This is a genomic window from Psychroserpens sp., assembly GCF_047633235.1.
In the GTDB taxonomy this organism is placed as follows: domain Bacteria; phylum Bacteroidota; class Bacteroidia; order Flavobacteriales; family Flavobacteriaceae; genus Psychroserpens.
Map to the genome: position 1 here is coordinate 70828 of NZ_JBLIET010000001.1, position 24819 is coordinate 95646.

23 protein-coding genes and 1 tRNA gene are annotated in these 24819 nt (G+C 33.8%); 11 read left to right on the forward strand and 13 right to left on the reverse strand.

Features of this window, described 5'->3' with window-relative positions:
• Positions 1-25: 25 nt before the first annotated feature.
• Positions 26-382 (reverse strand): toxin-antitoxin system YwqK family antitoxin, encoded by a 357-nt coding sequence (locus ACJAZK_RS00260; protein WP_415222030.1) that lies wholly within the window; start codon positions 380-382, stop codon positions 26-28.
• A gap of 287 nt (positions 383-669) precedes the next feature.
• Between ACJAZK_RS00260 and ACJAZK_RS00265 the strand changes: the two genes are divergently transcribed.
• Positions 670-2955 carry an inorganic phosphate transporter gene (locus ACJAZK_RS00265; RefSeq protein WP_415222031.1) on the forward strand — a complete coding sequence of 762 codons (2286 nt, stop codon included), beginning with the start codon at positions 670-672 and terminating at the stop codon, positions 2953-2955.
• Between the two features lie 47 nt (positions 2956-3002).
• On the opposite strand, the gene ACJAZK_RS00270 is transcribed toward ACJAZK_RS00265, so the two are convergent.
• Entirely contained in the window at positions 3003-3509 is a 507-nt protein-coding gene (locus ACJAZK_RS00270; RefSeq protein ID WP_415222032.1) for an RDD family protein, read from the reverse strand.
• A gap of 85 nt (positions 3510-3594) precedes the next feature.
• Here ACJAZK_RS00270 and ACJAZK_RS00275 point away from each other — a divergent pair, with 85 nt between their 5' ends.
• Complete coding sequence (locus ACJAZK_RS00275; protein WP_415222033.1) at positions 3595-4320, forward strand: DUF6503 family protein; 726 nt, start codon at positions 3595-3597, stop codon at positions 4318-4320.
• Here the strand turns inward: ACJAZK_RS00275 and ACJAZK_RS00280 are convergent.
• From ACJAZK_RS00280 to ACJAZK_RS00295, 4 genes are all read right to left on the reverse strand, one after another.
• On the reverse strand, positions 4314-4823 hold the full coding sequence (locus ACJAZK_RS00280; RefSeq protein ID WP_415222034.1) for an RDD family protein: 510 nt from the start codon (positions 4821-4823) through the stop codon (positions 4314-4316). The two genes, ACJAZK_RS00275 and ACJAZK_RS00280, sit on opposite strands and share 7 nt — an antisense overlap.
• 91 nt (positions 4824-4914) lie before the next feature.
• The gene (locus tag ACJAZK_RS00285) at positions 4915-7398 is read right to left on the reverse strand and encodes a ribonucleoside-diphosphate reductase subunit alpha (protein ID WP_415222035.1); all 2484 of its coding nucleotides are present in this window, start codon (positions 7396-7398) and stop codon (positions 4915-4917) included.
• A 210-nt stretch (positions 7399-7608) separates the two neighbouring features.
• Positions 7609-8598: a ribonucleotide-diphosphate reductase subunit beta gene (locus tag ACJAZK_RS00290; protein ID WP_415222036.1), complete on the reverse strand. Its 990-nt coding sequence runs from the start codon at positions 8596-8598 to the stop codon at positions 7609-7611.
• Between the two features lie 605 nt (positions 8599-9203).
• Positions 9204-9416 carry a hypothetical protein gene (locus ACJAZK_RS00295; protein ID WP_415222037.1) on the reverse strand — a complete coding sequence of 71 codons (213 nt, stop codon included), beginning with the start codon at positions 9414-9416 and terminating at the stop codon, positions 9204-9206.
• A 265-nt stretch (positions 9417-9681) separates the two neighbouring features.
• On the opposite strand from ACJAZK_RS00295, the gene ACJAZK_RS00300 reads away from it, so the two are divergent.
• Both ACJAZK_RS00300 and ACJAZK_RS00305 read left to right on the forward strand, forming a co-directional pair.
• Positions 9682-9876, forward strand: coding sequence for a hypothetical protein (locus ACJAZK_RS00300; protein WP_415222038.1), 195 nt, complete (start codon positions 9682-9684; stop codon positions 9874-9876).
• 53 nt (positions 9877-9929) lie between these two features.
• Positions 9930-10097 (forward strand): hypothetical protein, encoded by a 168-nt coding sequence (locus ACJAZK_RS00305; protein ID WP_415222039.1) that lies wholly within the window; start codon positions 9930-9932, stop codon positions 10095-10097.
• A gap of 5 nt (positions 10098-10102) precedes the next feature.
• On the opposite strand, the gene ACJAZK_RS00310 is transcribed toward ACJAZK_RS00305, so the two are convergent.
• Both ACJAZK_RS00310 and ACJAZK_RS00315 read right to left on the reverse strand, forming a co-directional pair.
• Entirely contained in the window at positions 10103-10672 is a 570-nt protein-coding gene (locus ACJAZK_RS00310) for a DUF4412 domain-containing protein (RefSeq protein WP_415222040.1), read from the reverse strand.
• Positions 10673-10921: 249 nt separating this feature from the next.
• Complete coding sequence (locus ACJAZK_RS00315; protein ID WP_415222041.1) at positions 10922-11491, reverse strand: DUF3109 family protein; 570 nt, start codon at positions 11489-11491, stop codon at positions 10922-10924.
• 111 nt (positions 11492-11602) lie between these two features.
• On the opposite strand from ACJAZK_RS00315, the gene ACJAZK_RS00320 reads away from it, so the two are divergent.
• Genes ACJAZK_RS00320 through ACJAZK_RS00330 form a run of 3 tightly spaced genes read left to right on the forward strand, consistent with a single transcriptional unit; the run spans position 11603 to position 13013 of the window.
• Entirely contained in the window at positions 11603-12190 is a 588-nt protein-coding gene (locus tag ACJAZK_RS00320; RefSeq protein ID WP_028872338.1) for a MarC family protein, read from the forward strand.
• Positions 12191-12207: 17 nt separating this feature from the next.
• On the forward strand, positions 12208-12411 hold the full coding sequence (locus ACJAZK_RS00325; RefSeq protein ID WP_415222042.1) for a hypothetical protein: 204 nt from the start codon (positions 12208-12210) through the stop codon (positions 12409-12411).
• A complete protein-coding gene (locus ACJAZK_RS00330; protein ID WP_415222043.1) occupies positions 12411-13013 on the forward strand; it encodes an NAD(P)/FAD-dependent oxidoreductase in 603 nt (200 codons plus the stop codon). Before ACJAZK_RS00325 ends, ACJAZK_RS00330 begins: the two co-directional genes overlap by 1 nt.
• A gap of 232 nt (positions 13014-13245) precedes the next feature.
• Here the strand turns inward: ACJAZK_RS00330 and ACJAZK_RS00335 are convergent, their stop codons facing one another.
• From ACJAZK_RS00335 to ACJAZK_RS00350, 4 genes are all read right to left on the reverse strand, one after another.
• On the reverse strand, positions 13246-14880 hold the full coding sequence (locus ACJAZK_RS00335; protein ID WP_415222044.1) for a S41 family peptidase: 1635 nt from the start codon (positions 14878-14880) through the stop codon (positions 13246-13248).
• Complete coding sequence (locus tag ACJAZK_RS00340) at positions 14881-15312, reverse strand: deoxycytidylate deaminase (RefSeq protein ID WP_415222045.1); 432 nt, start codon at positions 15310-15312, stop codon at positions 14881-14883.
• A gap of 154 nt (positions 15313-15466) precedes the next feature.
• Complete coding sequence (locus ACJAZK_RS00345) at positions 15467-16057, reverse strand: HupE/UreJ family protein (protein WP_415222046.1); 591 nt, start codon at positions 16055-16057, stop codon at positions 15467-15469.
• 194 nt (positions 16058-16251) lie between these two features.
• Positions 16252-16333, reverse strand: a tRNA-Leu gene (locus ACJAZK_RS00350).
• 144 nt (positions 16334-16477) lie between these two features.
• Between ACJAZK_RS00350 and ACJAZK_RS00355 the strand changes: the two genes are divergently transcribed.
• The 3 genes from ACJAZK_RS00355 to pth all read left to right on the forward strand — a co-directional run bounded on the left by ACJAZK_RS00355 (position 16478) and on the right by pth (position 18967).
• On the forward strand, positions 16478-17419 hold the full coding sequence (locus tag ACJAZK_RS00355) for a ribose-phosphate pyrophosphokinase (RefSeq protein ID WP_415222047.1): 942 nt from the start codon (positions 16478-16480) through the stop codon (positions 17417-17419).
• An 82-nt stretch (positions 17420-17501) separates the two neighbouring features.
• Positions 17502-18140: a 50S ribosomal protein L25/general stress protein Ctc gene (locus ACJAZK_RS00360; protein WP_415222048.1), complete on the forward strand. Its 639-nt coding sequence runs from the start codon at positions 17502-17504 to the stop codon at positions 18138-18140.
• Positions 18141-18400: 260 nt separating this feature from the next.
• Positions 18401-18967: an aminoacyl-tRNA hydrolase gene (gene pth, locus ACJAZK_RS00365; RefSeq protein ID WP_415222049.1), complete on the forward strand. Its 567-nt coding sequence runs from the start codon at positions 18401-18403 to the stop codon at positions 18965-18967.
• Positions 18968-19016: 49 nt separating this feature from the next.
• Here pth and ACJAZK_RS00370 read toward each other — a convergent pair whose 3' ends face one another.
• Positions 19017-22352: a reprolysin-like metallopeptidase gene (locus ACJAZK_RS00370; protein ID WP_415222050.1), complete on the reverse strand. Its 3336-nt coding sequence runs from the start codon at positions 22350-22352 to the stop codon at positions 19017-19019.
• Positions 22353-22818: 466 nt separating this feature from the next.
• Here ACJAZK_RS00370 and ACJAZK_RS00375 point away from each other — a divergent pair, with 466 nt between their 5' ends.
• On the forward strand, positions 22819-24774 hold the full coding sequence (locus tag ACJAZK_RS00375) for a M43 family zinc metalloprotease (protein ID WP_415222051.1): 1956 nt from the start codon (positions 22819-22821) through the stop codon (positions 24772-24774).
• Positions 24775-24819: the final 45 nt, after the last annotated feature.

Genomic DNA, 24819 nt, shown 5'->3' on the forward strand with positions numbered 1-24819 from the left:
TTGGGATTTTTTGATATAACTTTTTTTAATTGCTTGTTGCCAATTGAACCTTATCTGTCCATTCGCTGACACTAGCTATTTTAGAATCTATATAATCAACTTCTTTTAGTTTGTTATCAGACCAGAATAACCACTTACCAACTTTTTTATTGTTTACGTAGTTACCAACAGTTACTTTATTACCATTGAGATCATAACTCGTCCAAACACCGTGAAGTTCTCCTACTTTATTAAAAGCACCTTGTTGTGCTACAGCACCATTATCGTGATAATAAGTTGCAACGGTTAAGTCACCATCTTTATTTAAATCTACTTTTGGCTTTTCTTGAGCAAATGTTAGTGCTACACTTAACATTACTACAACTACGAATATTTTTTTCATCTTTGAATTTGGGTTAATGATTACTTAACAAATATAGAGTAAAATTTACATATAAAAAACATTTAGGTAACATTAAATTAACATATAAACCGTAAAAAGCTGATTTTGATTGCATTGCAATGTGGCTGCTGGGTTGAAATTTTTAGATTTGTTACTGTTAAACAAGGACTTTATATGGTTTAAATGCGCGTTGTTTCATAATAATTAAATAGAACATAACATTTAGGTAACATTGAGTTCGAATTAAAATATCAAATTTGTAGCGACTAACTGTTTTAAATTCCTCTATGGATAACCTATATATCTACATGCTTGTTGCACTTGCGTTTTTAGCAGTCGCAGATCTTGTAGTTGGTGTTAGTAATGACGCTGTTAATTTTCTAAATTCTGCAATAGGTTCTAAAGCAGTCTCTTTCAAAACCATTATCATAGTTGCTAGTTTAGGTGTTGCTCTTGGAGCCATGTCCTCAAGTGGTATGATGGAAGTCGCCAGGAAAGGTATATTTAACCCAGGTGAATTTATGTTTGATGAGATCATGATCATTTTCATGGCTGTGATGATTACAGATATTTTACTGCTAGACTTTTTTAACACCTTAGGACTGCCAACATCAACAACAGTTTCAATTGTATTTGAACTTCTTGGAGCTTCAGTGTGTATTGCTATTTTAAAAATATACGCTGACGATAATCAAAGCCTTTTAGATTTAGGTCAATACATAAATAACGAAAAAGCCATAGAGATTATTTTAGGAATATTATTATCTGTAGTCGTGGCATTTACTGTGGGAGCGCTAATTCAATTTGTATCGCGATTACTTCTAAGTTTCAAATTTCAGGAGAAACCTTCTTGGTATGGCGCACTCTTTAGCGGATTCGCTGTGACTTCAATTTTATATTTTATTTTAATAAAAGGAGTGAAGAATGCCTCATTTATGAGTGCAGAGATTAAGGAGTTTGTGGCTACTAGTCCTTTGGAGCTTATAGGAGTTAGTTTTGTGCTATTTACACTGCTTTCGTTCGTGATCATAAGATTCACCAAAAATAATATTTATACGATTATCATTGTTATAGGGACCTTTGCTTTGGCTGTGGCCTTTGCTGGCAATGATTTGGTTAATTTTATTGGTGTGCCAATTGCAGCGTATAATGCATTTACAGACTGGGTTGCTAGTGGGCAATTAGCTACAGAATTTCGTATGACAAGTTTAGCAGAAGCTGTACAAACACAACCTTATTTATTACTCATTGCAGGTCTTATAATGGTAATGACTTTATGGTTTTCAAGTAAAGCTAAAGCAGTCGTTAAAACATCTGTTGATTTATCAAGACAAGACAACGTAAAAGAGCGTTTTGAACCTAATTTTTTATCAAGAGGTATTGTGCGTGTGAGTATGCTTGCTTCGGAAGGCTTTAATCAATTACTACCAAAAAAGTCTAAAGATTACATAGAAAGCCAGTTTGAGAAACCGATTGTAGTTGGGTCTAAAAATGAAGATTTACCTGCGTTTGATTTAGTTAGAGCGGCTGTTAATTTGATGGTTGCAAGTGTGTTGATATCTATAGCAACCTCTATGAAACTACCATTATCTACCACTTATGTGACATTTATGGTGGCAATGGGAACCTCTTTGGCAGATAGAGCATGGGGAAGTGAAAGTGCAGTATATAGAGTCGCTGGGGTTTTGAATGTGATTGGAGGATGGTTTTTTACAGCATTTAGTGCTTTTGCAGCAGCTGCAATTATGGCTCTTGTTTTATTCTATGGAAGAGGCTACGCGCTTACTGGTCTTTTAGTGTTGGCTGCTGTACTATTAATAAAGAATTACTTAAGTCATCGTAAAAGTTCTAAAGAACAAAAAGAAGTGGATACACTTCAAAAAGCAGAAAGCAGTTCTACCCAAGGTGTTATCGTTGAAAGTGCAAGTAATATTTCTAATGTTGTAAAACGCGGAAATAAAATTTACACGAGCGCTATTAATGGTTTAGCAACTCAAAATCTAAAACTTCTTAAAAAGAATAAGAAAAATATTAATAAGCTGTCGTCAGAAATTGATGATTTACGAGATAATATTTTTTACTTTATTAAAAATCTTGAAGAACCAAGTATATCTGCAAGTAATTTCTATATCAATATTTTAGGATATTTACAGGATATGGCTCAGTCTTTAGACTATATATCTAATGTGAGTTATAAGCATATTAATAATAACCATAAGAAATTAAAGTTTAGTCAAATTAAAGAACTTAAAGAGATTGATGAGGCGATGGAGATTATGTTTGCGAACATTAAGGCAGCATTTGATAACAATTCATTTGAAGATATTGGTATTGTTCTTAAAGGGAAGGGCGATATTATGAGTATGGTAACTGAAAAAATACATAAGCAAGTTGAGCGTACACGAACAGATGAATCTAGTCCAAAGAATACGACACTCTATTTTAGTTTATTACTAGAAACTAAAGATTTATTAAAAGCAACTATGAGTCTTTTAGAAGAGTATCATGATGCCCATGATAGTAAGATAGAACCTGCTAGACTTCCAGGATTAGGCCCTGAAGAAGAAGAGTAAAAAAAAGACCATCTATTAGATGGTCTTTTTTTTAGCGTTACCCAGTTTTATTCACCAATTCTTCCGATTTCATTTAAACCTTCAAATGTGGCTTTTTGGGCTTCAAATTTCGCGATATCTACAACGTAGGTTTTTGAGACAGAATCATGCCAACCTTTGCCTACATCACCCAGAAATGAAAACTGTTCGAAAGGAATAATGCGGCATAGCGTGCGCACTAAAATTTCATTAAATGTTGGTTTTGAGCCATCGTAGAGAACAACCTTTGTATTTGTAATATACTTTCCTAAAGAGCGTGCCGTAAGTGTTTCAATGGTGAGATAGTATACAATCAGAATGACTGCTCCAAAAATATAGTTAGATAATCGACCTTCTGTCTCTATGACTAGATCATAAAGTCCGTAGCTTCCTGTTAGTTCTGATGCCAATCCAATAACGATGCCTATGGCAGCTCCAAGGGTGATTTGCACTATATAATCGATTATGAAATTTGCGAATCTAATGCCTTTGGTTGCTAAGACATCTGTCGTGACTGTATATTTAATTTGGGTCATAGTTTGGTTCTGGTTAAGGAATCTCAAATATAATACTCTTAGTCTAACCTCAAATAGGTTAACTTGTTGTAATATATTTTATAGAATGAAATATTTTTTCTTGTTTATCGTCACAGTATTTGCTGGTAGGTTACTACCTGCTCAAGAATTAACAGGAAAAGAACTGTTGATAAAAGCGATTAATTATCACGATCCAGATCATAATTGGACAACGTTTAATGGGGAGTTGTTTATCACTATGGAAACTCCAAACAAACCCAGTCGTCAGAGTAAAATTATCATTAATTTACCTTTGGAATATTTTTATATCCAAGCCAAACGAGATACAGTAACTACAGAATATACCCTAGAAAAATCAGAATGCACTGTCAAATTAAATGGCTCAGAAGATATTTCCGAAAAGAGTATTAAAACATATAATTTGAATTGTGATAGAGCCAATATGTATAAAAATTATTATACGTATCTCTACGGATTACCAATGAAATTGAATGATGAAGGCACCATAGTACATGAAGGGGTCGAGCGTAAAACTTTTAAAGGAAAAGAATATCTAGTATTACGTATTAGCTATGAGGACACTATAGGAAGTGATATTTGGTGTTTTTATTTTGATTCAAATACCTATGCTATGGAAATCTATCAATTTTTTAAAACAGATGACAAAGGGACGTTAAAACCTAACACTGGAGAATATATACTTCTAACCGAAACAGAAACTATAAAGGGTATTAAAATGCCTAAAAACAGAGCTTGGTATTTTAATAGAGACGACGAGTATTTAGGTACAGATGTTTTAAATGATCAATAAGCTTCGCCTATTTGTCCTATTTGTTCTAATTCAATTATGGCGTTCTTTTTCTCATTAAATTTATCTGCTTTTACAACATAACAATTTGCAATAGAGTCATGCCACCCTCTTCCATTTGTGCCTAAAAAAGAAAGCGCATCAAAGGGAATCCATCGACTAAAGCTTCTTTGAACTAATTGTTTTGTTGTTGGTTCTCTGCCATCAATAGATATTACCATGGTATTTGTTGTATATTTTCCTAGTGTTTTGGAGGTGTATTTTTCCATTAAGAAGTAATACATAAACATGAATAGGTAACTTATAATTAAGTCTTCTATTTCAGACATATTATTCCAGTAATCATTTAGCTGGTAATTACCAGTGAACTCTCCCAAGTAGAAAAAGCCACAAGATAAAGTATACATAAATCCATATTGCGGAATTGAATCTATAATATGATGAAGAAAGCGTTGTCCTTTACTAGCCAATAAATCTTCGGTGATTTCAAATGTGTCTAGGTTCATGGTTAGAGAATAGTTTGGAATACTCAAACATAAAAAAAGCATCTCGATATATAATTACCGAAATGCTTTTTCTTAAATAATAAAATGTTTGTTAGGACCCACACATCAAGCAATCATCACCTTCGGCTTCTTTTGCTTGCGTAATTAATGCTTTCATTTCTTCTGCACTCATGGGTTCTGTGTCAACTTTTTTCGCAATTTTATTTGCAAATTTAGCAGCAGTATCTGCTGCTTTTTGTTGCTTTTGTTCAACAATATCAACTTCTACAGCAGCAACTACAGGTTCTGCAATAGGCTCAGCTTTCACTTCTCTAGTCACTGTGATCTTCTTAGCATCAACTGCACTCTTAGTACGTAAGTAGTACATTCCTGTTTTTAATCCGCTCTTCCAGGCATAGAAATGCATTGACGTCAACTTCGCCATTGTAGCACCTTCTAGGAACAAGTTTAAGGATTGTGACTGATCTATAAAGTAGCCTCTTTGACGAGACATGTCTATAATATCTTTCATACTTAGTTCCCAAACAGTTTTGTATAACTCCTTAATATCTTGAGGAATATTATCTACACCTTGTATAGATCCATTAGCACGCATGATTTCATTTTTAAGTTCTTCGTTCCATAAACCAAGTTCTACTAAATCTTCTAATAAATGCTTATTCACAACAATAAACTCACCAGACAAAACACGACGCGTATAAATGTTAGACGTGTAAGGCTCAAAGCATTCATTGTTACCAAGAATTTGCGATGTTGATGCAGTAGGCATAGGCGCCACTAATAATGAGTTACGAACACCATGTTTAGCAACTTCTTTTCTTAATTTATCCCAATCCCAACGACCACTCAAGGTGTCTTCTTTTATGTTCCATAAGTTGTGTTGAAATTGACCTTTGCTTATTGGAGAACCTTCATAAGACTCATATGGACCGTCAGCTTTCGCTTCTTCCATACTTGCAGTCACTGCAGCATAGTAGAGCGTTTCAAAAATTTCTTGATTCAAGGTTTTAGCGTCGTCGCTAGTAAAAGGCATACGCAGTTTAATAAACGTATCTGCCAAACCTTGAACTCCTAAACCAATTGGTCTGTGTTTTAAATTAGAATATTCAGCTTCAATTACAGGATAATAATTGCGATCAATAACTCGGTTTAAGTTCTTAGTAACGCGCTTTGTAATTCTAAATAATTCCTTGTGATCAAACTCACCATTCTTTATAAACATAGGCAAGGCAATAGACGCTAAATTACAAACAGCAACCTCGTCTGGAGAGGTATACTCCATGATTTCTGTACATAGGTTAGACGAACGTATTGTTCCTAAATTTTTCTGATTAGACTTACGGTTTGCCGCATCTTTATACAACATGTAAGGTGTGCCCGTTTCAATTTGAGATTCTAATATTTTTTCCCAAAGTTCACGTGCTTTTATAGTTTTGCGACCTTTTCCTTCCGTTTCATATTTTGCATAAAGTGCTTCAAATTCTTCAGAGTGCACATCACATAATCCAGGACATTCATTAGGACACATTAATGTCCATGGTCCATCTTCTTGTACACGTTTCATGAATAAATCTGGCATCCACATGGCGTAGAATAAATCGCGAGCACGCATTTCTTCAGCACCATGATTTTTCCTAAGATCTAAAAAATTCATAATGTCTGCATGCCAAGGCTCTATATACATAGCAAAACTTCCTTTACGTTTTCCGCCTCCTTGATCTACATAACGTGCCGTATCATTAAATACTTTAAGCATTGGTACAATACCATTACTTGTTCCGTTAGTTCCCGCGATGTAACTTCCTGTTGCTCTAACATTATGAATAGATAATCCTATGCCTCCAGCAGATTGAGAAATTTTAGCAGTTTGTTTTAGTGTATCGTAAATACCATCAATACTATCATCTTTCATCGTTAAAAGAAAACAAGATGACATTTGAGGTTTTGGTGTGCCAGAGTTAAAAAGAGTAGGTGTAGCGTGTGTAAAGAATTTTTTAGACATGAGCTCATACGTCTCAAGGGCAGAGTCTAAATCATTAAGGTGAATACCAATAGATACTCTCATTAACATGTGTTGTGGTCGCTCAGCAATTTGACCGTTCAATTTTAAAAGGTATGAACGCTCTAAGGTTTTAAAGCCAAAGTAATCATAACCAAAATCACGGTTATAGATAATAGAAGAATCTAATTTATCTTTATTATCTATGATTACTTTATAAACCTCGTCACTTAAAAGTGGTGCTTTTTTACCATTTCTTGGGTTGACGTATGTGTATAAATCTGTCATGACCTCACTAAAGGTCTTTTTTGTGTTTTTATGCAAGTTAGACACAGAAATACGCGCAGCTAAACGTGCGTAATCTGGATGAGCAGTCGTCATTGTTGCAGCTTGCTCAGCAGCTAAGTTGTCTAATTCACTCGTGGTTACACCATCGTATAAACCATCAATAACACGCATGGCTACTTTTATAGGGTCAACAAGTTCATTAAGTCCATAACATAATTTACGAACTCTCGCTGTAATTTTGTCAAACATTATCGGCTCTTTTCGACCGTCTCTTTTTAGTACAAACATACGTTACACATTTTTTAGTTCTTTCTGAGGCTACCATTCAGAAAAAGGGTTAGTTAGTTATCATTAATCTGTAGGTGACGGATTAATAACGGATTGATTATTGGTATTTTTATATTGAAATTAAAACGGGCTATCATTTTTACTTCGGAAATTTTAAAATTCCCGAAACTGTCAACCAGTTAAAAATATTATTGTCCTTATATATGAGTTCTAGAAATCGAAACTATCTGAACCAAAGTCATACTTATCTCCTTCTTCTTCTTTGTTCATTACACCGGCTTTTTGGTATTCAGAAACACGCTTCTCGAAGAAATTAGTTTTTCCTTGTAAAGAAATCATATCCATGAAATCAAAAGGATTAGCTGTATTGTAGACCTTTTCACATCCTAAATCTGCAAGCAAACCGTCAGTTACAAACTCGAGGTATTGCGACATTAACTTAGAATTCATACCAATTAAACTTGCAGGAAGAGACTCTGTTATAAATTCTCTTTCAATGTTTAAAGCATCAACAAGAATTTCTTTGATACGCTCTTTTGGTACTTTGTTTACTAAATGATTTTCGTGTAAGTGTACAGCAAAATCACAGTGCATACCTTCGTCACGAGAAATCAACTCATTAGAAAACGTTAAACCTGGCATAAGACCACGTTTTTTTAACCAAAATATAGAGCAAAAAGAACCAGAAAAGAAGATACCTTCAACCGCTGCGAAAGCAATCAAACGCTCAGCAAAACTTGGAGAATCAATCCACTTTAATGCCCAATCTGCTTTCTTTTTGATAGCAGGAAATGTTTCAATAGCATTAAAAAGACCAGCCTTTTCTTTTTCGTCTTTTACATACGTATCAATTAAAAGTGAGTAAGTTTCACTATGTATGTTTTCCATCATAATTTGGAAACCATAGAAAAATTTAGCTTCACTATACTGAACTTCATTAACGAAGTTTTCAGCAAGATTTTCGTTTACAATACCGTCACTCGCAGCAAAAAAGGCAAGTACGTGTTTGATAAAATAACGCTCGTCATCTGTCAATTTATTTGTCCAATCGCTTATGTCTTGATGTAAATCAATTTCTTCGGCAGTCCAAATACTAGCTTCAGATTTCTTATACCACTCCCATAAATCATGGTGTTGGATAGGGAAAATTACGAAGCGATCTTTATTTTCTTGTAAAATTGGTTCTAGAACTTGAGACATATTAATTGGATTTTGTTAATTAAAAAATAGGTAAAAATTTTGGTGCGAATTGAGACTAACAAAGGTTCAAAAATGTTAGAGATATTTTGGTGTTTTTTACGAAAGCTTTTCAACAAGTTTTTAACAATGTGATATTCTCAAAAAAACATATGTTTTGTTAAAAATAATCACAACTATCTGATTTTTAAGTGATTAAAATATTTTTGTTTAATCATAATATGTAGGTATAATCTTATTAAAACAATAGTTACAAGTGATGTTTGCTAGGTGTTTTAAATAAGAAAAACAAAACAGTAATTAAACAAAAATACAGAGTCTTTTAAAGACTCTATTTCTTCTTTAATAATTAATTAAACGAACTAGAACTATTTAAAAAAAGTCAGGTATTACAATGACTTTTTAGTGATTAATAGCATTTAATTAGAACGGTGAATCCCTGCGATCACTCTATTTTTTTCTATTAATTTCAGTTCAAATATCAAAAACAAAATGTGCTTTAAAGTTTCAATTTGTGTGGTTGGTTAGAAAAAATGTATAAGTGGTAGGGCTCTAAATTAGTTAAAAACATAACATACTTTTTCTCACAAATTACACATAAAATTGTGCTAACTATACATATCTCCAACGAGATATAGTTTTATATTTGGTATTATGACCAAAGCGGTAATAGTAGATGATGAGCCAAAAGCGATACAAGGTCTGTCATGGTAACTCACAAATTTTAGTAATGATATTGAGATTATAGCAAGGTTTTCAAATCCAGAAGACGCTATTAAATACTTGAATGTTAATACTCCAGATTGCTTCTTGATATTCAAACGCCTACTATGGATGAGTTTCGGTTTCTTAAAAAATTAACTAAAATAGATTTCTCAGTGGTGGCGACTACCGCTTATGATGGGGTCTGCAATCAAAGCGCTATAGCATGAAGCTATTGATTATTTGTAAGCGCTTATAGCTTCCGAAGAACATCTAAAAAAAGGATTAGAGATAGCTAAGCAATATAATCTCAATCTTTCTATTGTATAGGCTGATAAGCATCTTTTAGGATTGTATCGTAAAACTAAAGATTATCAGCTCGCATTGAAGTACTATACAGCGTCTGTTAAAGTAGAAAAAACCATGAATAACAACCGTAATCTGCGTTATGTTAATGATGTCATTATTCAGTACGAAAACGAAGCTAAAAATGAAGAAATAAAAGAACTTGCTAGTGAGAATCAAATCGTAAAATCTAAATTAGAGCGTAATAAAAAGCCTTTTGGTACTCTATTTTAGTCCTTGGAGTTCTATTAGGTGTATTGGTGGTTTCTTCGGAAAAAGAAAACTCCTTGGAAGATGAGTTGGGCACTATGAAGTTATATATGAATATTGAAAATATTAGATTTTCTGATGAAATTGATTTTCAAATTGAAATTATAGATTTATATGATGATTTTCAAAACCTTACTGGAATCAAAGTTATTTTAAAAATACCAATGATCTCTAATGTTAGATAAACAGCTTAACCGCCAAAAGCTGATATCATAGAACCATATAAAGAGGTGTCTATTGAAAAATCTATTTTATCTAAACCAATACAGTTCATGATCATGTTATTTTTTGACTTCTTTTTGTCGACGTAAATCATTTCCATCATTAATCCATTTTCAGTATATTTTTTTATCCAATCTGAATTAACCCCTTTAGGTATGCTTTTTGAATTTGCTCCAAAAACCTGATTAAAACTTACAGGGATATCATCTGTTATATAGAATGTGATTTTTGTCTTATTGTTTTCACTCACGAAACCTTCACATTCATAGACCATAATGGTTTTAGAATCGACTTTTGTATAGGTGTAATCAAATGAATCGTTATCACTATTAAAATCTGAAGCTTTAAGCTTTGTTTTTTGAACTACTTTTTTACCCATCATTCCCATGAAGATAGATGTTACTCCTAGATTTCCATCCATTACCATAAACATTTTTGTGTCTGTGCTTTTAGTCATATCTGCTGTGTCAAAACCAAAATATTTTACACTTTCCTTTAAAAAGTAAGTAAGGTCTACATCTCCTCCTTTCTGTATCATCTTGAGTTTATAGGTGTCATCAAAATCGTAAGTTGAGGGTAATGTATTTTAGATACTTTTTGTGAATAAACAGTTTGAAAGATGAGTAAAAACAGGAAGATAAAACCAGTTTTTTTAAAATTTTAAATGTCATTTTTTTGAAATTTATAGATGAATAGTATTGAAAATTCAATTTACAAAATTCATTAACTATCTATATTTCAAATGCATATGTGGTTTAAAATAATGTATGACTGGAAATCGAATAAATTACTTAAGGTGCTTTTCTGCAACATTTTCTAATTCCATATACCAGTCTTCTCCAAATTTCCTAATGAGTGCTTCTTTTACAAATTTATAGATAGGGACTTGTAATTCTTTACCAAGAGCGCAGGCATCATCACAAATTTCCCATTTGTCATAATTAACCGCGGAAAATTCAGAATAGTCCTTAACACGAACAGGATATAAATGACAAGAGACCGGTTTCTTCCAAGAGACTTCACCTTGATTATAGGCTTCTTCTATTCCGCAGAGTGCTGTTTTTTTATCATCAAAAATAACATAAGCACAATCTGCTCCATTGATTAATGGCGTTTCTAGATCACCAGAAGACGTCGTTGTAGATGTGCCTTGTTTTTCAATAGCATCAATTCCTTCTTGGCGCAAAAAAGGTTTCAACTTTGGATAGATTTCTTTAAGAATTTGAGCTTCTTTAGCTTCTAAGGGAGCTCCAGCATCTCCATCTATACAGCAAGCACCTTTGCACGCAGATAGATTACACAAAAAATCTTTTTCAATAATATCTTCTGAAACGATTGTTTTTCCTAGTTGAAACATGTGATTATGAGCTGAATTAAAAAAAAGCAAAAGTACTTAAACTTTATCGGTTTTTAACGCTGCAGATGTTTTATAAAGACCTACTTTTGCCGAAAATTTGAAAACATGGATATTCAATTAAATATAAAAGAGATTTTTACAGCATTTATGATTCTATTTGCGGTCATAGATATTATTGGTAACATCCCTATTGTAATTGACTTACGTAAGAAGGCTGGTCGCATTGAAAGTGGAAAAGCAGCTGTCATTGCCGGTATAATTATGGTGCTCTTTTTGTTTTTAGGTAAAACGATATTATCATTTTTAGGTGTTGGTGTCAATTCCTTTGCAGTTGCAGGTGCTTTTATTCTATTTTTCATAGCGTTAGAAATGATTTTAGGGATAACATTATATAAGCAGGATGAAAGTACAACAATGACAGCTTCAGTATTTCCATTGGCTTTCCCCTTAATTGCTGGACCTGGTAGTTTAACAACCTTGTTGTCATTGCGATCAGAATATAGAATAGAGAATATCATTATTGCAGTTATCTTAAATGTTATCATTATCTTTATAGTCTTAAAAACATCCAGTAAAATTGAGCGTATGATTGGTCAAAACGGGATTAACATTATTCGTAAAGTATTTGGTGTTATTCTTTTAGCCATTGCGGTTAAGTTATTTGCACACAATATTAAAGCGCTTTTTGAACTGGCTTAATCTTGAAATTTGAACTCATGAAATATTTTACCATTTTAGTAACTCTAATTGCAGCGGGATTAATCGTTTTCAATGTAAGTATGTTAGATTTCAATAACTTATTTGAAGGTCAGAGTATTGTCGCTCTTATTACAATATTCGCATCATTATGCGCTATTATTTTGTTACAAGTTTTGAGGTTTTCTAAGCGAGTAGATCAAAAATTGAAAGGTAACGCATAATGTACGATACATTCATAATTGGAGGAGGAGCAGCTGGTATGTCTTGTGCCTTAGTTTTGGGGTCTGCAAAATCAAAACCTTTTGCGACAGATAAGCGTATTGCTGTCGCAGTACACCAAAAGTCTAGCCATTTGCAAAATGCATTATTTAATAATGTTTTGGGATTGACTCCTGGTACCTTAGGGTCTGATATTTTAGAAACTGGAAAATCACAACTTCAAGATTTATATCCTCATGTTGAGCAAATTGAAAATGAAAAAGTAAATGCTGTTTTGAAGTCTACTGAAGGATTTACTATTACTACCAATAAAAATAAGTACCATTCAAAACTTGTTGTTATTACAGTGGGTTATACCAATTTGCTTAGGATAAAAGGATTAGAGAACTATATAGAGCCACATCCAAGAGCAGGAATAGAGAAAGATCGTATTTGGTTAAGAAATGAAGATCATTTAGTAGATGATGGATTATATGTCGCAGGAACCTTAGCAGGTTGGAGAAGTCAATTTGCAATCGCCTCTGGCAGTGGGGCTCAAGTTGCTACAGATATTCTCACGCTTTGGAATGACGGGAAACATACTAAAATACATGATAAGGTCTAGTAGTATATAAAAAAGACAAGTAAAGACGAAAGTCAGAAACTAATACTGTTATTAATCGTCACGAGAGTATTAGCATGCTCACGAATAGCTCATATTTTTTCTATTGAAACTCTATAAAAACTATTGTTATTGGTGTTTTTGATTCTTATAACGACCCAAAAAGAGCTTTGAGTATGCGCACACCTTGTATGTTTTGCATTAGGATATGTATTTACTGAAACCTCTGGGCAAACTAGTCTTTATTCTTTTTAGCAGATAAATTAACCTCAAAGTAATTATCGCCTCTACTTAATAAAATAACCTCCTCAATCATATCATCGGTTTCATTAAGGATTTTTTCAGCAATTGTACTGCCATATAGTTGTTGCGCTAATTCAGATTTAATAAGACGTTTTATTTGATCATAATAAGCAACAAAGGTTATGTTCGTTTGTTCTTTAAAGTTTACAAAGTCTTGAAACTTAATAACAATATCATCGCTTACTTCAAAATTTGGAACAAAATTATCGGCTGTTACACCATTGTATATACTTCGGTCTTTATCTAAGTCTTCAAAAACAAAATTGCTAATGTATTCGCGACGTTTAAGATAATTTATAGTTTCGTTTTGAACTGTGGTGTTTAAAGGCACAAATATGTCTGGGATAATTCCACCGCCGCCATAAACAACTTTGCCTTTTGGTGTTGTAAATTTCAAGGAATCTGATATTTTTATTTGCTCTGCATCTTCAAACTCACCACTACTTAAACGTTTAGAGTAATCATTATAGTAATCACCGCTTTTGCCATTATCATAAGGTCTTTGGATTGAGCGTCCAGTGGGTGTGTAATATCTAGAAACTGTCAATCTTACTGCGCTGCCATCACCTAACGACATTTCTCGTTGTACGAGACCTTTACCATAACTGCGACGTCCAATAATAGTACCTTTATCATTATCTTGTAATGCACCCGCAACTATTTCACTTGCAGAAGCTGAGTTTTCATTGATAAGAATATAAATCTCACCCTCTTCAAAATCACCTCGTCTAGTAGCAAAGCTTTTCTCTATTTTTCCCGTCTTATTTTTTGTAAATAAAATAAGCTTATCCTCTTCTAAAAATTCGTCAACAATTTGTTCGGCAATGCCTAAAAAGCCTCCAGGATTATCGCGTAAATCTAAAGCTAATTGTGTTGCGCCTTGATCTTGAAGATCGTCTAAAGCGCGCTTAAACTCTTTATAAGTTGATTCAGCAAAACGATTGATTTTTATATAACCTAAATTATTAGTAAGCATGTAAGATGCGTCTACACTTTTAATGGGAACGATATCTCTCTTTACTTTAATCTCTAACAAGTGATCTTCTCCTTTTCTAAAAATAGAAAGCCTAACTCTAGAGCCTTTTTCTCCTTTTAATTTAGAAATAATATCTGCATTGCTCCATTCTTTTCCGAAGATAGAATCACCATCGGCCATCAAAATACGGTCACCAGCTTTAATTCCTGCTTTCTCACTTGGGCCACCTTCAATCGTTCTAATCACAGTTATTGTATCATTAAAGGTGTAAAAATTAACACCTAGACCAACAAAATCACCTTTCATATTATTGGTAACGCGCTCTAATTCACTTTTAGGAATATAAGTAGAATGGGGATCGAGATTATCGAGGATTTCATTAACAGTGACGTCAACGATGCTATCTGTGTTAATGTCGTCAACATATTCGTAATCAATATAATCTATAAGTCTATTAAGCTTGTCTTTTTTGCTGTTTGAAGTAAATAAGCGGTCTGAAGTGTCTGTGAAATTTAATTTTCCGCCAATAAAAACACCTATTGCAACAGCAACACCTATAATAAGAGGGATGTATTTTTTATGGAATGCCATTTATACTTTTATATCTTCAATTAACTCTAATTCTATGCCTGCTTTTGCTAAAAACTGTAATCCCGAATCATCTTTGTAACCCTTGTGGTAAACCACTCTAATAATACCTGCTTGGTGTATGAGTTTACTGCACTCTTTGCAAGGTGATAATGTAATATATAACGTGGCACCTTGGCATGATTGCGTAGATGCAGCCACTTTTAATATGGCATTCGCCTCGGCATGTAAGACATACCATTTTGTATAGCCTTCGTCATCTTCACAATAGTTTTCAAAACCTGTAGGAGTCCCATTGTAACCGTCTGATATGATCATTCTATCTCTTACGATTATGGCACCTACTTGTTTGCGTTTGCAGTGGGAAAGTTTCCCCCATTCTTTAGCAATTCTTAAGTATGCTTTGTCGTATCGTAATTGTTTTTTGTCAGGCATTGTCTACGTTTGGAGTTGTTCGTTTTCTTCTGAAATATCAACTCAACCATTAAAATTATAGTTCAAATGTAATAATTATATAAAGTGTACATCGCGTTTTAAGACTTTGATAACATTAAAGTTTTGTCTAAGTATAGATATCAAACGCTATTTATTACGAAAAGAGGTTGTTTTTAATGAGTATTGGTAATATAAAACCAACCACAATTGAAGATATTACCATAATCCAGTCGCGTTTGGAAAACCTAAAAATAGTTTGACAAAGAAAGCTCAAAAAGATGACCATGAAGGCAATGAAAAGTTGACCAACTTCAAAACCTAAGCCAATTTCTAAAAGTACAAGAAGTTTATTTTCAGAAGAAGAAATTAGAGTTTCGAACGTACTAACAAAACCTAAGCCATGAACTAAACCAAAAAAGAGAGTCGCAAAAAACACTAAGCCTATGATTGGGCCATGAGATTTTTTACCTGCAGTGAAGACATTAAATAAAGCAATAATTAAAATGGAAATAGGAATTAAAAGCTCAATCAATTTAATATTTACATTTATGATATTATAAGTCGTCAATGCTAATGATACACAATGGCCTAATGTGAAAACGGAGATAAGGGTGAAGACACGTTTCCAATCTTTAAATAAATAAGGGATTGTAAGGACTATTAAAAATAGAATATGGTCGTAGGATTTTATATTTAAGATGTGGTAAACACCATCTTGAAAATTTGACAGAAAATTGTCAATCATAGTAATTGGATTTGGGTTGACTCAAAGTTACATTTTAAAACGGAACTAAAAAAGGCTTTAACGTTAACGTTAAAGCCTTTAGTGCAATGCATTGGCCTATTCTCGAATCAAAGCATTAAATTATTCAAGAATTTAAATTCGTTTTTTGAAAAGAAAAAACCTCCAACCAATAAAAAAGCTGAAGGTTCGACTTGTACTCAAGGCGGGAATCGAACCCGCACGTCTTGCGACATTGGATTTTGAATCCAACGTGTCTACCAATTCCACCACTTGAGCGTTTTCGGACTGCAAAATTATAAAATTATTTATTACTTTCAATCAAAAATAGTAGGTTTTATGCTTTTTCAGTTCAAATAAATTCTTAAATTTGCACCTCGTTAAATTAAAGCGTGTTTTATTATCGCAAATAATTCATTACCAATGCCAAACGGAGTTATAGACGCAAAAATTTTTGCATGCGGACAAAGTAAAGAACTTGCTGAGAAAATCGCAGCAACTTTTGGTGTGCCTTTGGGTAACGTCATTACTTCAACATACAGTGATGGAGAGTTTCAGCCATCTTATGAAGAATCAATACGAGGTACACGAACGTTTATTATTGGTTCTACACATCCTGGACCTAAAAATTTAATGGAAATGTTGCTAATGATTGATGCCGCAAAACGAGCATCAGCAAGACATATTACAGCAGTTTTACCATATTTTGGATGGGCTAGACAAGATCGTAAAGATAAACCTAGAGTTCCTATTGCAGCTAAATTAGTAGCTCAAATGCTAGAAGTTGCTGGAGCTACACGCATCATTACAATGGATTTACATGCAGATCAAATACAAGGGTTTTTTGAGAAACCTGTAGATCATCTTTTTGCATCAACTATATTTTTACCATATTTAAAATCACTTAATTTAGATAACCTTACCATTGCTTCACCAGATATGGGTGGATCAAAACGTGCGTATGCTTATTCTAAAGCTTTAGCAAGTGATGTGGTTATTTGTTTCAAGCAACGTGCAAAAGCTAATGTGATTTCCCATATGGAATTAATTGGTGATGTTACGGGTAAAAACGTCGTATTAGTCGATGATATGGTGGATACCGCTGGAACCTTAACGAAAGCTGCAGATTTAATGATGGAAAAAGGCGCCCTAAGTGTTAGAGCTATTTGTACACATCCTATTTTGTCTGGAGACGCTTATAATAAAATTGAGAATTCTAAATTACAAGAATTAATTATTACAGATTCAATTCCGCTGAAACAAAAAAGTCAAAAGATTAGAGTTTTAAGCTGTGCTGATTTATTTGCAGAAGTAATGCATAATGTGCATTATAACAAATCTATTAGCTCTAAATTTTTAATGTAGTTTCTATAGGCTGATTAATAAAAAAGTCAGTAACGAGCTTAACGACCAATAAAGAGTAAATAATTAAATTAATATATAAACAATGAAATCAATTACAATCAATGGATCTCAAAGAGAAGGCGTAGGCAAGAAGGCAACGAAGGCTTTACGTAATGCTGGTCAGGTTCCTTGCGTATTATACGGAGGAGACCAAAATGTGCATTTCTCTGCACCAGAATTGGCTTTCTCTAAACTTGTATACACGCCAAATGCGCATACAGTTGTGATTGCCATAGAAAACGGTGAAAATTATGACGCTGTCTTACAAGACATTCAATTTCACCCAGTAACAGATAGAATTCTACATGTAGATTTCTACCGTTTATTTCAAGATAAAGAAATTGCTGTGGATATTCCTGTGCATATCATCGGAACTTCTAAAGGTGTTTTAAATGGTGGTATTCTTCGAAGAAACAGACGTAAATTAAGAGTAAAAGCTTTACCTAAAAATTTACCAGATTTCTTAGAAGCAGATATTACACCACTTAAAATTGGAGGTAAAATGTATGTTACGGCTTTAGAAGGTGAAGATTATACAATACTTCATGCTGATAATACTGTTGTTGTTCAAATTAAAACAGCAAGAACAGCTGTTGTTGATGATAGCGATGAAGAAGAATTAGAAGAAGGAGAAGCAGCAGCTGAAGGAGGCGATTCTCCAGAAGCAGAAGCTCAAGAATAGAACTTATTTTATCTATTATATTAAAAAGCATTCTATTTATTTAGAATGCTTTTTTATTTTTGAAAAAGAACTCTCCTTGTGTTTTAGTTATTCACCAAAAATGAGATGAAATTATTTTTGAAAGACATATCATTGCTATAACTTAGGAACTTAAAAATTATAATGGGTTCAATAACTTAAACACGACTATTATCTGGAAATTAATCCGAAACATATTTAATTGGAACTCCGCATCTTTGGGTGTGCAAGAAACAGATCCTATGAAAAAATTTCTTATCGTTGGTCTAGGCAATATTGGCGAGAAATATGCAAACACAAGACATAATATAGGCTTCAAAGTATTAGATGCTCTAGTCCAAAAAGAAGATCTCAAATTTGAAACTCAAAAATTGGGTGATCTTTCAACCTATAAGTTTAAAGGGCGGACTTTTATTCTATTAAAACCGAGTACATACATGAACTTAAGTGGTAAGGCTGTTCAGTATTGGTTAACAAAAGAAAAGGTGCCTTTAGAAAACCTGTTAGTCATTACGGATGATTTAAATCTTCCCTTCGGAAATATTAGAGTAAAGACAAAAGGAAGCGATGGTGGGCACAATGGTCTAAAAGATATTCAAAGTACCTTACAGACAGCTAAGTACAATAGGTTTAGATTTGGTATAAGTGATGAGTTTAGTACAGGAAGACAGATCGATTATGTGCTAGGAGAATGGACAGATGAAGAAAACAAAACCCTTACAGAACGGCTAGAAAGATCTGTAGAACTCATCAAGTCATTTGGCACAGCTGGAATAAATAACACAATGAATACGTTTAATGGTAAATAAAAAAGGAGGCTCCTAGAGCCTCCTTTTTTATTTACCATTAGGTGATATTTTAGTTAATAATAATTTTTTTAGTTTGTTTATTTAAGCCATCTCGAACCTGTAAGAGATAAATTCCAGATTGAACGTTTTCTAGATTAATAACCTTGTTAATTGTTGGACTGCTATCATATCGTTTATCGAAAACTTTTCTTCCTCTAACATCGAAAACCTCTATAGAAATAGTGTTATTTGAAGAACTGTTTAAATTAACATTGAATAATCCGTTGTTTGGGTTAGGATATATCGAGAATCCAGATATAGAGGTTTCCAAGTTGTCTACAGATAGCGTCCCCTGTACACAGATCTCTAGTATAAAACTATTAAATGATCCTCCATCTTGATTTGCATCATCAACAATTGTTAATATCCAATCACCACCAGACATTTCTCCATAAATAGTAGACAAATCTCCTTCGGGTACAAATGTTCCTGTAAATGGAGCTGTTCCACCTGTTATAGGCCCATTTGTAGACTCTTGGTCAAATACAGTAGCGGTATAGTTGTCTCCATTTCCTCCGTTATCTGAGGTCAATTCAACGATAGTTCCATTGGGACTTGTTAGGGTTATATCTAAATCATCTGCCCATGTATGTGTAATATCTAAAGTTACATTAACATCTGTAATGGGGAAATCTGCTGAAACATTGACAATAGAAGTATAAGAATTGCCGCTTCCACTTTGTGAAATCGCTTGAGCTACATCGTCAGTAAAAGTGTCACATGTTAGGTTTGCTGTAGTGAAACTAAATACGGAAGACGGATTAGCGGTAACACAATTATTAGAAGCACTCACTCTCCAGAAATATTCTGTATTAGCGGCTAGTGAAGCAGTAGAATATGCGTTTGTTGCTACTGTTGCAGATTCTACAACGGTTCCAAAACTAGCATTATTTGATACTTCTACTAAGTATTCTTCGGCATTGTCATCTAAATTCCATGTGAGCAGACCATCACTTGGAACATCAATTGCTCCATTCGCCGGTAATGCTAATATTGAAGAATTCAAAGTGTCGCTATAGACGTTCAAAACGAGATCTACCGATTTAGTAATACCGCCTGAACTTCCTTCAAAACTAAAGGGATAATTTCCTGTTGCTACAGTATTTGTTCCACTTATAGTAATCGTTCCTGTTGTGCCATCATTGCTAGCAGACATTGGGTTTATGACAGCATTTGTGCCAGTTGGAAGCCCTGAAATGCTGAACGTAGTTGTATCATTAAATCCTAAAAATGTATTGTATGTAAAATTATAGAGAGCATCATTTGGCTGACAAATATCTAATTCAGTAGTATCAACAGTAAGTACAAACTCAGATTCTTGAATACTAAAATTACTTGAATTTACAGCATAAAAAATATTGTTGTTCCCTTCCACAATTACTCTAGCTAGAGACGTATCGCCTCCAGTAAGAGGGACAGTTATGTTTTCTGATCCATCATTTTGAACATCGGACGCTATTGTGAATGGAAACGTCTGACCTCCATCAATGGATAGTAATATATTTACTGTTGGTGTGTTTACGGCACCTGCATCTGTGCCTGCGACATTCCAAGTCACTGTTTGAGACGAACCAGCATCCCATGTCACATTTGATGTTTGTGATGTCACTGTAAAAGGGCCTGAGGCGCCATCAACAGTTACTAACATAGTATCAAAATCAGATTGCGGAGTTTGTCCAATACCTCCTGCTTCTGAACGATCTCTAATTGTAAGTGCAAAATTTAAAGTTCTTGCAACAGTAGAAACAGTTTCCCAAGAGGTATTCGTTACGGTCTCAACGGGATTAGATTCTGTTAATTGTCCATTTAATACTCTACTTAAAATTGGCATGTATCTATTAGGCGATACATTTGGAGGTCTTGATCTCCATACGGCTCCTGAAGTTTTAGTAGGACCAAAGGTTCCGTTAGTGGTAACACCACTGTCAATTTGTTCCCATGTATATGTTAAAGCATCTCCACCGTCGACATCTGTAGCGGCACCTTTTAAAATGAATGCTGTTCCCATTGGAATAGTGAAATCAATGCCTGCATTCGCAACAGGTGGATTGTTCGTTATTGCAGTTGTAGCTGCACATTGGTTAGCACCACTATTTACATTATTAAGTATTTGGTCTATACTGTAATAATGAAAATAAGGATCACTATGGTCTTGTACATCGTTAGCCCCAGTGATACCTGCATAACCCATAATAGTTGTTCCACTTCCGGGCTCTGCATTTACACCTGTTCCTTCAGAATTAAAAGAAAATGTATGGTTTGCACCCATTTGATGACCTATTTCATGTGGCACATAATCGATATCGAAAAAGTCAGCCATGTAAGGCCCTCCATCATTATCTAAAAAGCCATGAGAAGAGAAGCCACTCCCTTTTCCATTAGTGCAGACACATCCTATACATCCAGCATTACCATTGTTACCTCCAAAAGCTAGTAAATGTCCAATGTCATAATCAGATTCTCCCACCGTAGCAGTTAAATTACTTTGTAAATCACCATTTAAATTTCCTCCATATGGGTCAGTACCAGAGTAAATTAAATCTAATGCTGGATCATCTGCGGTATCAACTAAAACAAAAGTTATAGCCATGTCTACTTCAAAAACTTCATTGGTTCTATTTAAAGTTGAAACCATTTGGGCTAATGCATCTGCTTGTGCGTTACCATTGGTATTATTTCCATCATCCCAGAAATTTGTGTATTCTGAAGTAACAGACATCGCCATTCTAAACGTTCTTAATAATTGATCGTTTGCGTCACGCGAGACTTCACTGCTTATAATTCTTTTTGAAATATCAATATCTTCAGTTAAACACTCAAAAGTATCAGATGAGTTCAACTTGGCCGCGCTATCATAAACTAAATAGTGACCGTTAGATACTTTTGTTACTGATTGAATGTAAACGACTTCCATTCCAGGTTCCGAAATCATTGCCTTTAAACCTAAAGGTGTGACACTAAATCTTACTCTAGTGCCAGAATTATCAGTTCTAGAACCTAAATATGTTTTAATATTAGGATGTTGCGCAGTATTATTATTAGATGAAAAAATAATTGTTTCTACAATTCTGTATTGGTGAAATTTTCCTTTTATATCTGGAAAACTAACAATCATATTCGATTTACCATTTGATAAACGTCGCGAAGGCGCATCAACTAGTCTTAGCTTTAAGGCTTCAATATCAAGTTGAAATACACTATAGTTGTGTCTATTTAACTTTTCTAAAGTGACACCATCTATTTGTTTAGTAGAATTTAATCGTTGCCATTCATTGTTTTGCGCATTAAGACAAAGCGCTATAAGCAGGAAACATAATAAGTTAATTAGTTTTAATTTTTTTTTCATAGTGTAGGAAATTTTATGTGAATTTTAGTCGATAATTAGTGCATTCGTAACCCTCTAACGGAATCAAGCTGAATTCTTTGATTTAAAGAATTAGGATGATAAGGAAAAGTTTGATCTGAGGTTTCAAGATGGAATTTTGATGGTGTGTTTTTATCTCTTGTACTGTTGCTTCTAGTCCAAATTTTGTCTTGAAAAGAGCTCAGACTTATGGGTATGGGTGCGGGTAAGCCTAAATTTTTTTGTAGCTGTATTTTCATACGAATATTTTTTTCTTTAAAAGTATTCTAATAATTTTAGAAACACTAAAATAATAATAATAAAACATTAGGAATTAGATATTGGGTAGTCAGAATTTGTTTGTCAGGAATAAATTACAGAGCGATTAAATTTAATTTTTTTAACTAAAAAATCAAATTTCAATTAATTTCATTAATTTGCTAGCCTAAACTCTTTTAAAATTCAGAAAATGAAAAAAACTACTTTTAAATTTATTTGCTTTGCAATAATTTTCTCTTGTTTGAACCTTACAGCTCAAGAAAATAATAATGAGCAGCTGAGAAATTGTGCTACAGATGAATACAATGCTCAGCTATTAATTAATAATCCAAACATGATGGGTAGCGACAGTTTTGAACGCCAAATGGCTCCAAAAATTGAAGCAATTAAGAGACAGTTAGAATCTGGCGCCTCAAGAGCGTTGCAGTTTACTATTCCTGTCGTCGTTCACGTAATCCACAATGGAGAACCTATAGGAACAGGTGCTAATATTTCTGATGCTCAAGTGCTTTCACAAATTCAAGTACTTAATGAAGATTTTAGACGTATAACGGGAAGTAATGGCTTTAATAATGATCCAGACGGAGCTGATGTTGAGGTTGAATTTTGTTTAGCAAAACAAGATCCAGAGGGATGTGTAACTACAGGTATTGACAGGGTAAACATGTCTGCTGTTAGTACAACTTGGTCTGGTCCTGGTGGAAATACAGATTCAGTTTTAAAACCTGCAACTACCTGGGATGCTTCTCAATATATGAACATGTGGTCTGTAAATTTTGCAGATGGTTCTTTATTGGGTTATGCACAGTTTCCTGGAGGTCCTGCAAATACTGATGGTGTCGTTTCTAATTACACGTATTTTGGAAGTAATGATGCTCCAGGGGTTAGTATACCGGGTAACTTTAACTTAGGACGGACAATGACCCATGAAGTGGGTCATTATTTAGCTCTGTTTCACACCTTTCAAGGTGGATGTGCAGGAGGTGATCAGTGTGCTGACACACCAGCTGTAGATAATGCTAATTTTGGCTGCCCTACAACTCACCAATCATGTGGCGATTTAGATATGGTTAGAAATTACATGGATTATACAAATGATTCTTGTATGAATGTTTTTACGAATGATCAAAAGGCTAGAGTTATTTCAGCCTTAACAAATTCTCCAAATCGACCTAACACGATTACTTCAGATAAGTGCACACCTTTAGCAGATGTAAGTAATGATGGAAGTATAGAAATTAATGAGCTTATTAATGTGCCATGCACTAGTGACATTGTAACTAATATTAGAATCCAAAATTTTGGAACTGTTACGTTAACATCAGCAATGATTTCATACAATATTGATGGTGGATCTTCAACGGATATTCCTTGGACAGGTAATTTAGCGAATGGAGAATTTGAAGATATTGATCTTCCAATTATTTCTTCTAGTGTTGGAGATCATGTTTTAAATGTGTCAGTTGCATCTCCAAATGGTAATGCAGATGAGCGTAATTGTAATGATATAACAAGTGTTGATTATACAGCAACTAGTGCTCCAGAGTCAGTAGAGGGTACGCAACTTTACTTTGGTTTATTAACAGATACATATTCTAATGAAACAACATGGGAGTTTGTGGATGGTAGTGGAGCTGTTGTGCAATCAGGAGGACCTTATAATGGAACGACAAATGATAGCACATTATTTGAATTTACTATCCCGTTAGGAACAAATGAATGCTATACGTTTACTATAAACGATACTGCTAATGATGGGATTTGCTGTGCATATGGGGTTGGTTCTTATGAATTAAGAATAAATGATGTAACTGGTGCTTTGGTTGCCTCTGGAGGCGATTTTGGAGGGACAGAAAGCTTAAATTTCCGTGCGAATGCTCTTAGCGTTGACGATTATTTCTTAAATAATAATTTATACGTATATCCTAACCCGTCAGCTAATCAATTAAATATCAAATTAGGGAACCCTAACAATTTACCTAATAGCTATGAGATTGTTAACATGTTAGGACAGTCTATTACTAAGAGAGCTATTGCTACTAATGAAGATCTTGCGATCAATACAACATTATTAAGCAATGGGATGTACTTTATTAGAATAACAAAAGATGCTGCTTCGATAACGTTACCGTTTATCAAAGAGTAATATTTTAAACATTTTTATAAAAAGAGGGTTGATTTAATCAACCCT

Excerpts from the sequence above, each read along its gene's own strand:
- ACJAZK_RS00370 (WP_415222050.1), bottom strand. The coding sequence starts at position 22,352 with ATGAAAAAAAAATTAAAACTAATTAACTTATTATGTTTCCTGCTTATA.
- ACJAZK_RS00275 (WP_415222033.1), top strand. The coding sequence starts at position 3,595 with ATGAAATATTTTTTCTTGTTTATCGTCACAGTATTTGCTGGTAGGTTA.
- ACJAZK_RS00285 (WP_415222035.1), bottom strand. The coding sequence starts at position 7,398 with ATGTTTGTACTAAAAAGAGACGGTCGAAAAGAGCCGATAATGTTTGAC.
- ACJAZK_RS00340 (WP_415222045.1), bottom strand. The coding sequence starts at position 15,312 with ATGCCTGACAAAAAACAATTACGATACGACAAAGCATACTTAAGAATT.
- ACJAZK_RS00290 (WP_415222036.1), bottom strand. The coding sequence starts at position 8,598 with ATGTCTCAAGTTCTAGAACCAATTTTACAAGAAAATAAAGATCGCTTC.
- ACJAZK_RS00265 (WP_415222031.1), top strand. The coding sequence starts at position 670 with ATGGATAACCTATATATCTACATGCTTGTTGCACTTGCGTTTTTAGCA.
- ACJAZK_RS00310 (WP_415222040.1), bottom strand. The coding sequence starts at position 10,672 with ATGATACAGAAAGGAGGAGATGTAGACCTTACTTACTTTTTAAAGGAA.
- ACJAZK_RS00315 (WP_415222041.1), bottom strand. The coding sequence starts at position 11,491 with ATGTTTCAACTAGGAAAAACAATCGTTTCAGAAGATATTATTGAAAAA.
- ACJAZK_RS00335 (WP_415222044.1), bottom strand. The coding sequence starts at position 14,880 with ATGGCATTCCATAAAAAATACATCCCTCTTATTATAGGTGTTGCTGTT.
- ACJAZK_RS00260 (WP_415222030.1), bottom strand. The coding sequence starts at position 382 with ATGAAAAAAATATTCGTAGTTGTAGTAATGTTAAGTGTAGCACTAACA.
- pth (WP_415222049.1), top strand. The coding sequence starts at position 18,401 with ATGAAAAAATTTCTTATCGTTGGTCTAGGCAATATTGGCGAGAAATAT.
- ACJAZK_RS00280 (WP_415222034.1), bottom strand. The coding sequence starts at position 4,823 with ATGAACCTAGACACATTTGAAATCACCGAAGATTTATTGGCTAGTAAA.
- ACJAZK_RS00345 (WP_415222046.1), bottom strand. The coding sequence starts at position 16,057 with ATGATTGACAATTTTCTGTCAAATTTTCAAGATGGTGTTTACCACATC.
- ACJAZK_RS00330 (WP_415222043.1), top strand. The coding sequence starts at position 12,411 with ATGTACGATACATTCATAATTGGAGGAGGAGCAGCTGGTATGTCTTGT.
- ACJAZK_RS00270 (WP_415222032.1), bottom strand. The coding sequence starts at position 3,509 with ATGACCCAAATTAAATATACAGTCACGACAGATGTCTTAGCAACCAAA.
- ACJAZK_RS00360 (WP_415222048.1), top strand. The coding sequence starts at position 17,502 with ATGAAATCAATTACAATCAATGGATCTCAAAGAGAAGGCGTAGGCAAG.
- ACJAZK_RS00355 (WP_415222047.1), top strand. The coding sequence starts at position 16,478 with ATGCCAAACGGAGTTATAGACGCAAAAATTTTTGCATGCGGACAAAGT.
- ACJAZK_RS00325 (WP_415222042.1), top strand. The coding sequence starts at position 12,208 with ATGAAATATTTTACCATTTTAGTAACTCTAATTGCAGCGGGATTAATC.
- ACJAZK_RS00375 (WP_415222051.1), top strand. The coding sequence starts at position 22,819 with ATGAAAAAAACTACTTTTAAATTTATTTGCTTTGCAATAATTTTCTCT.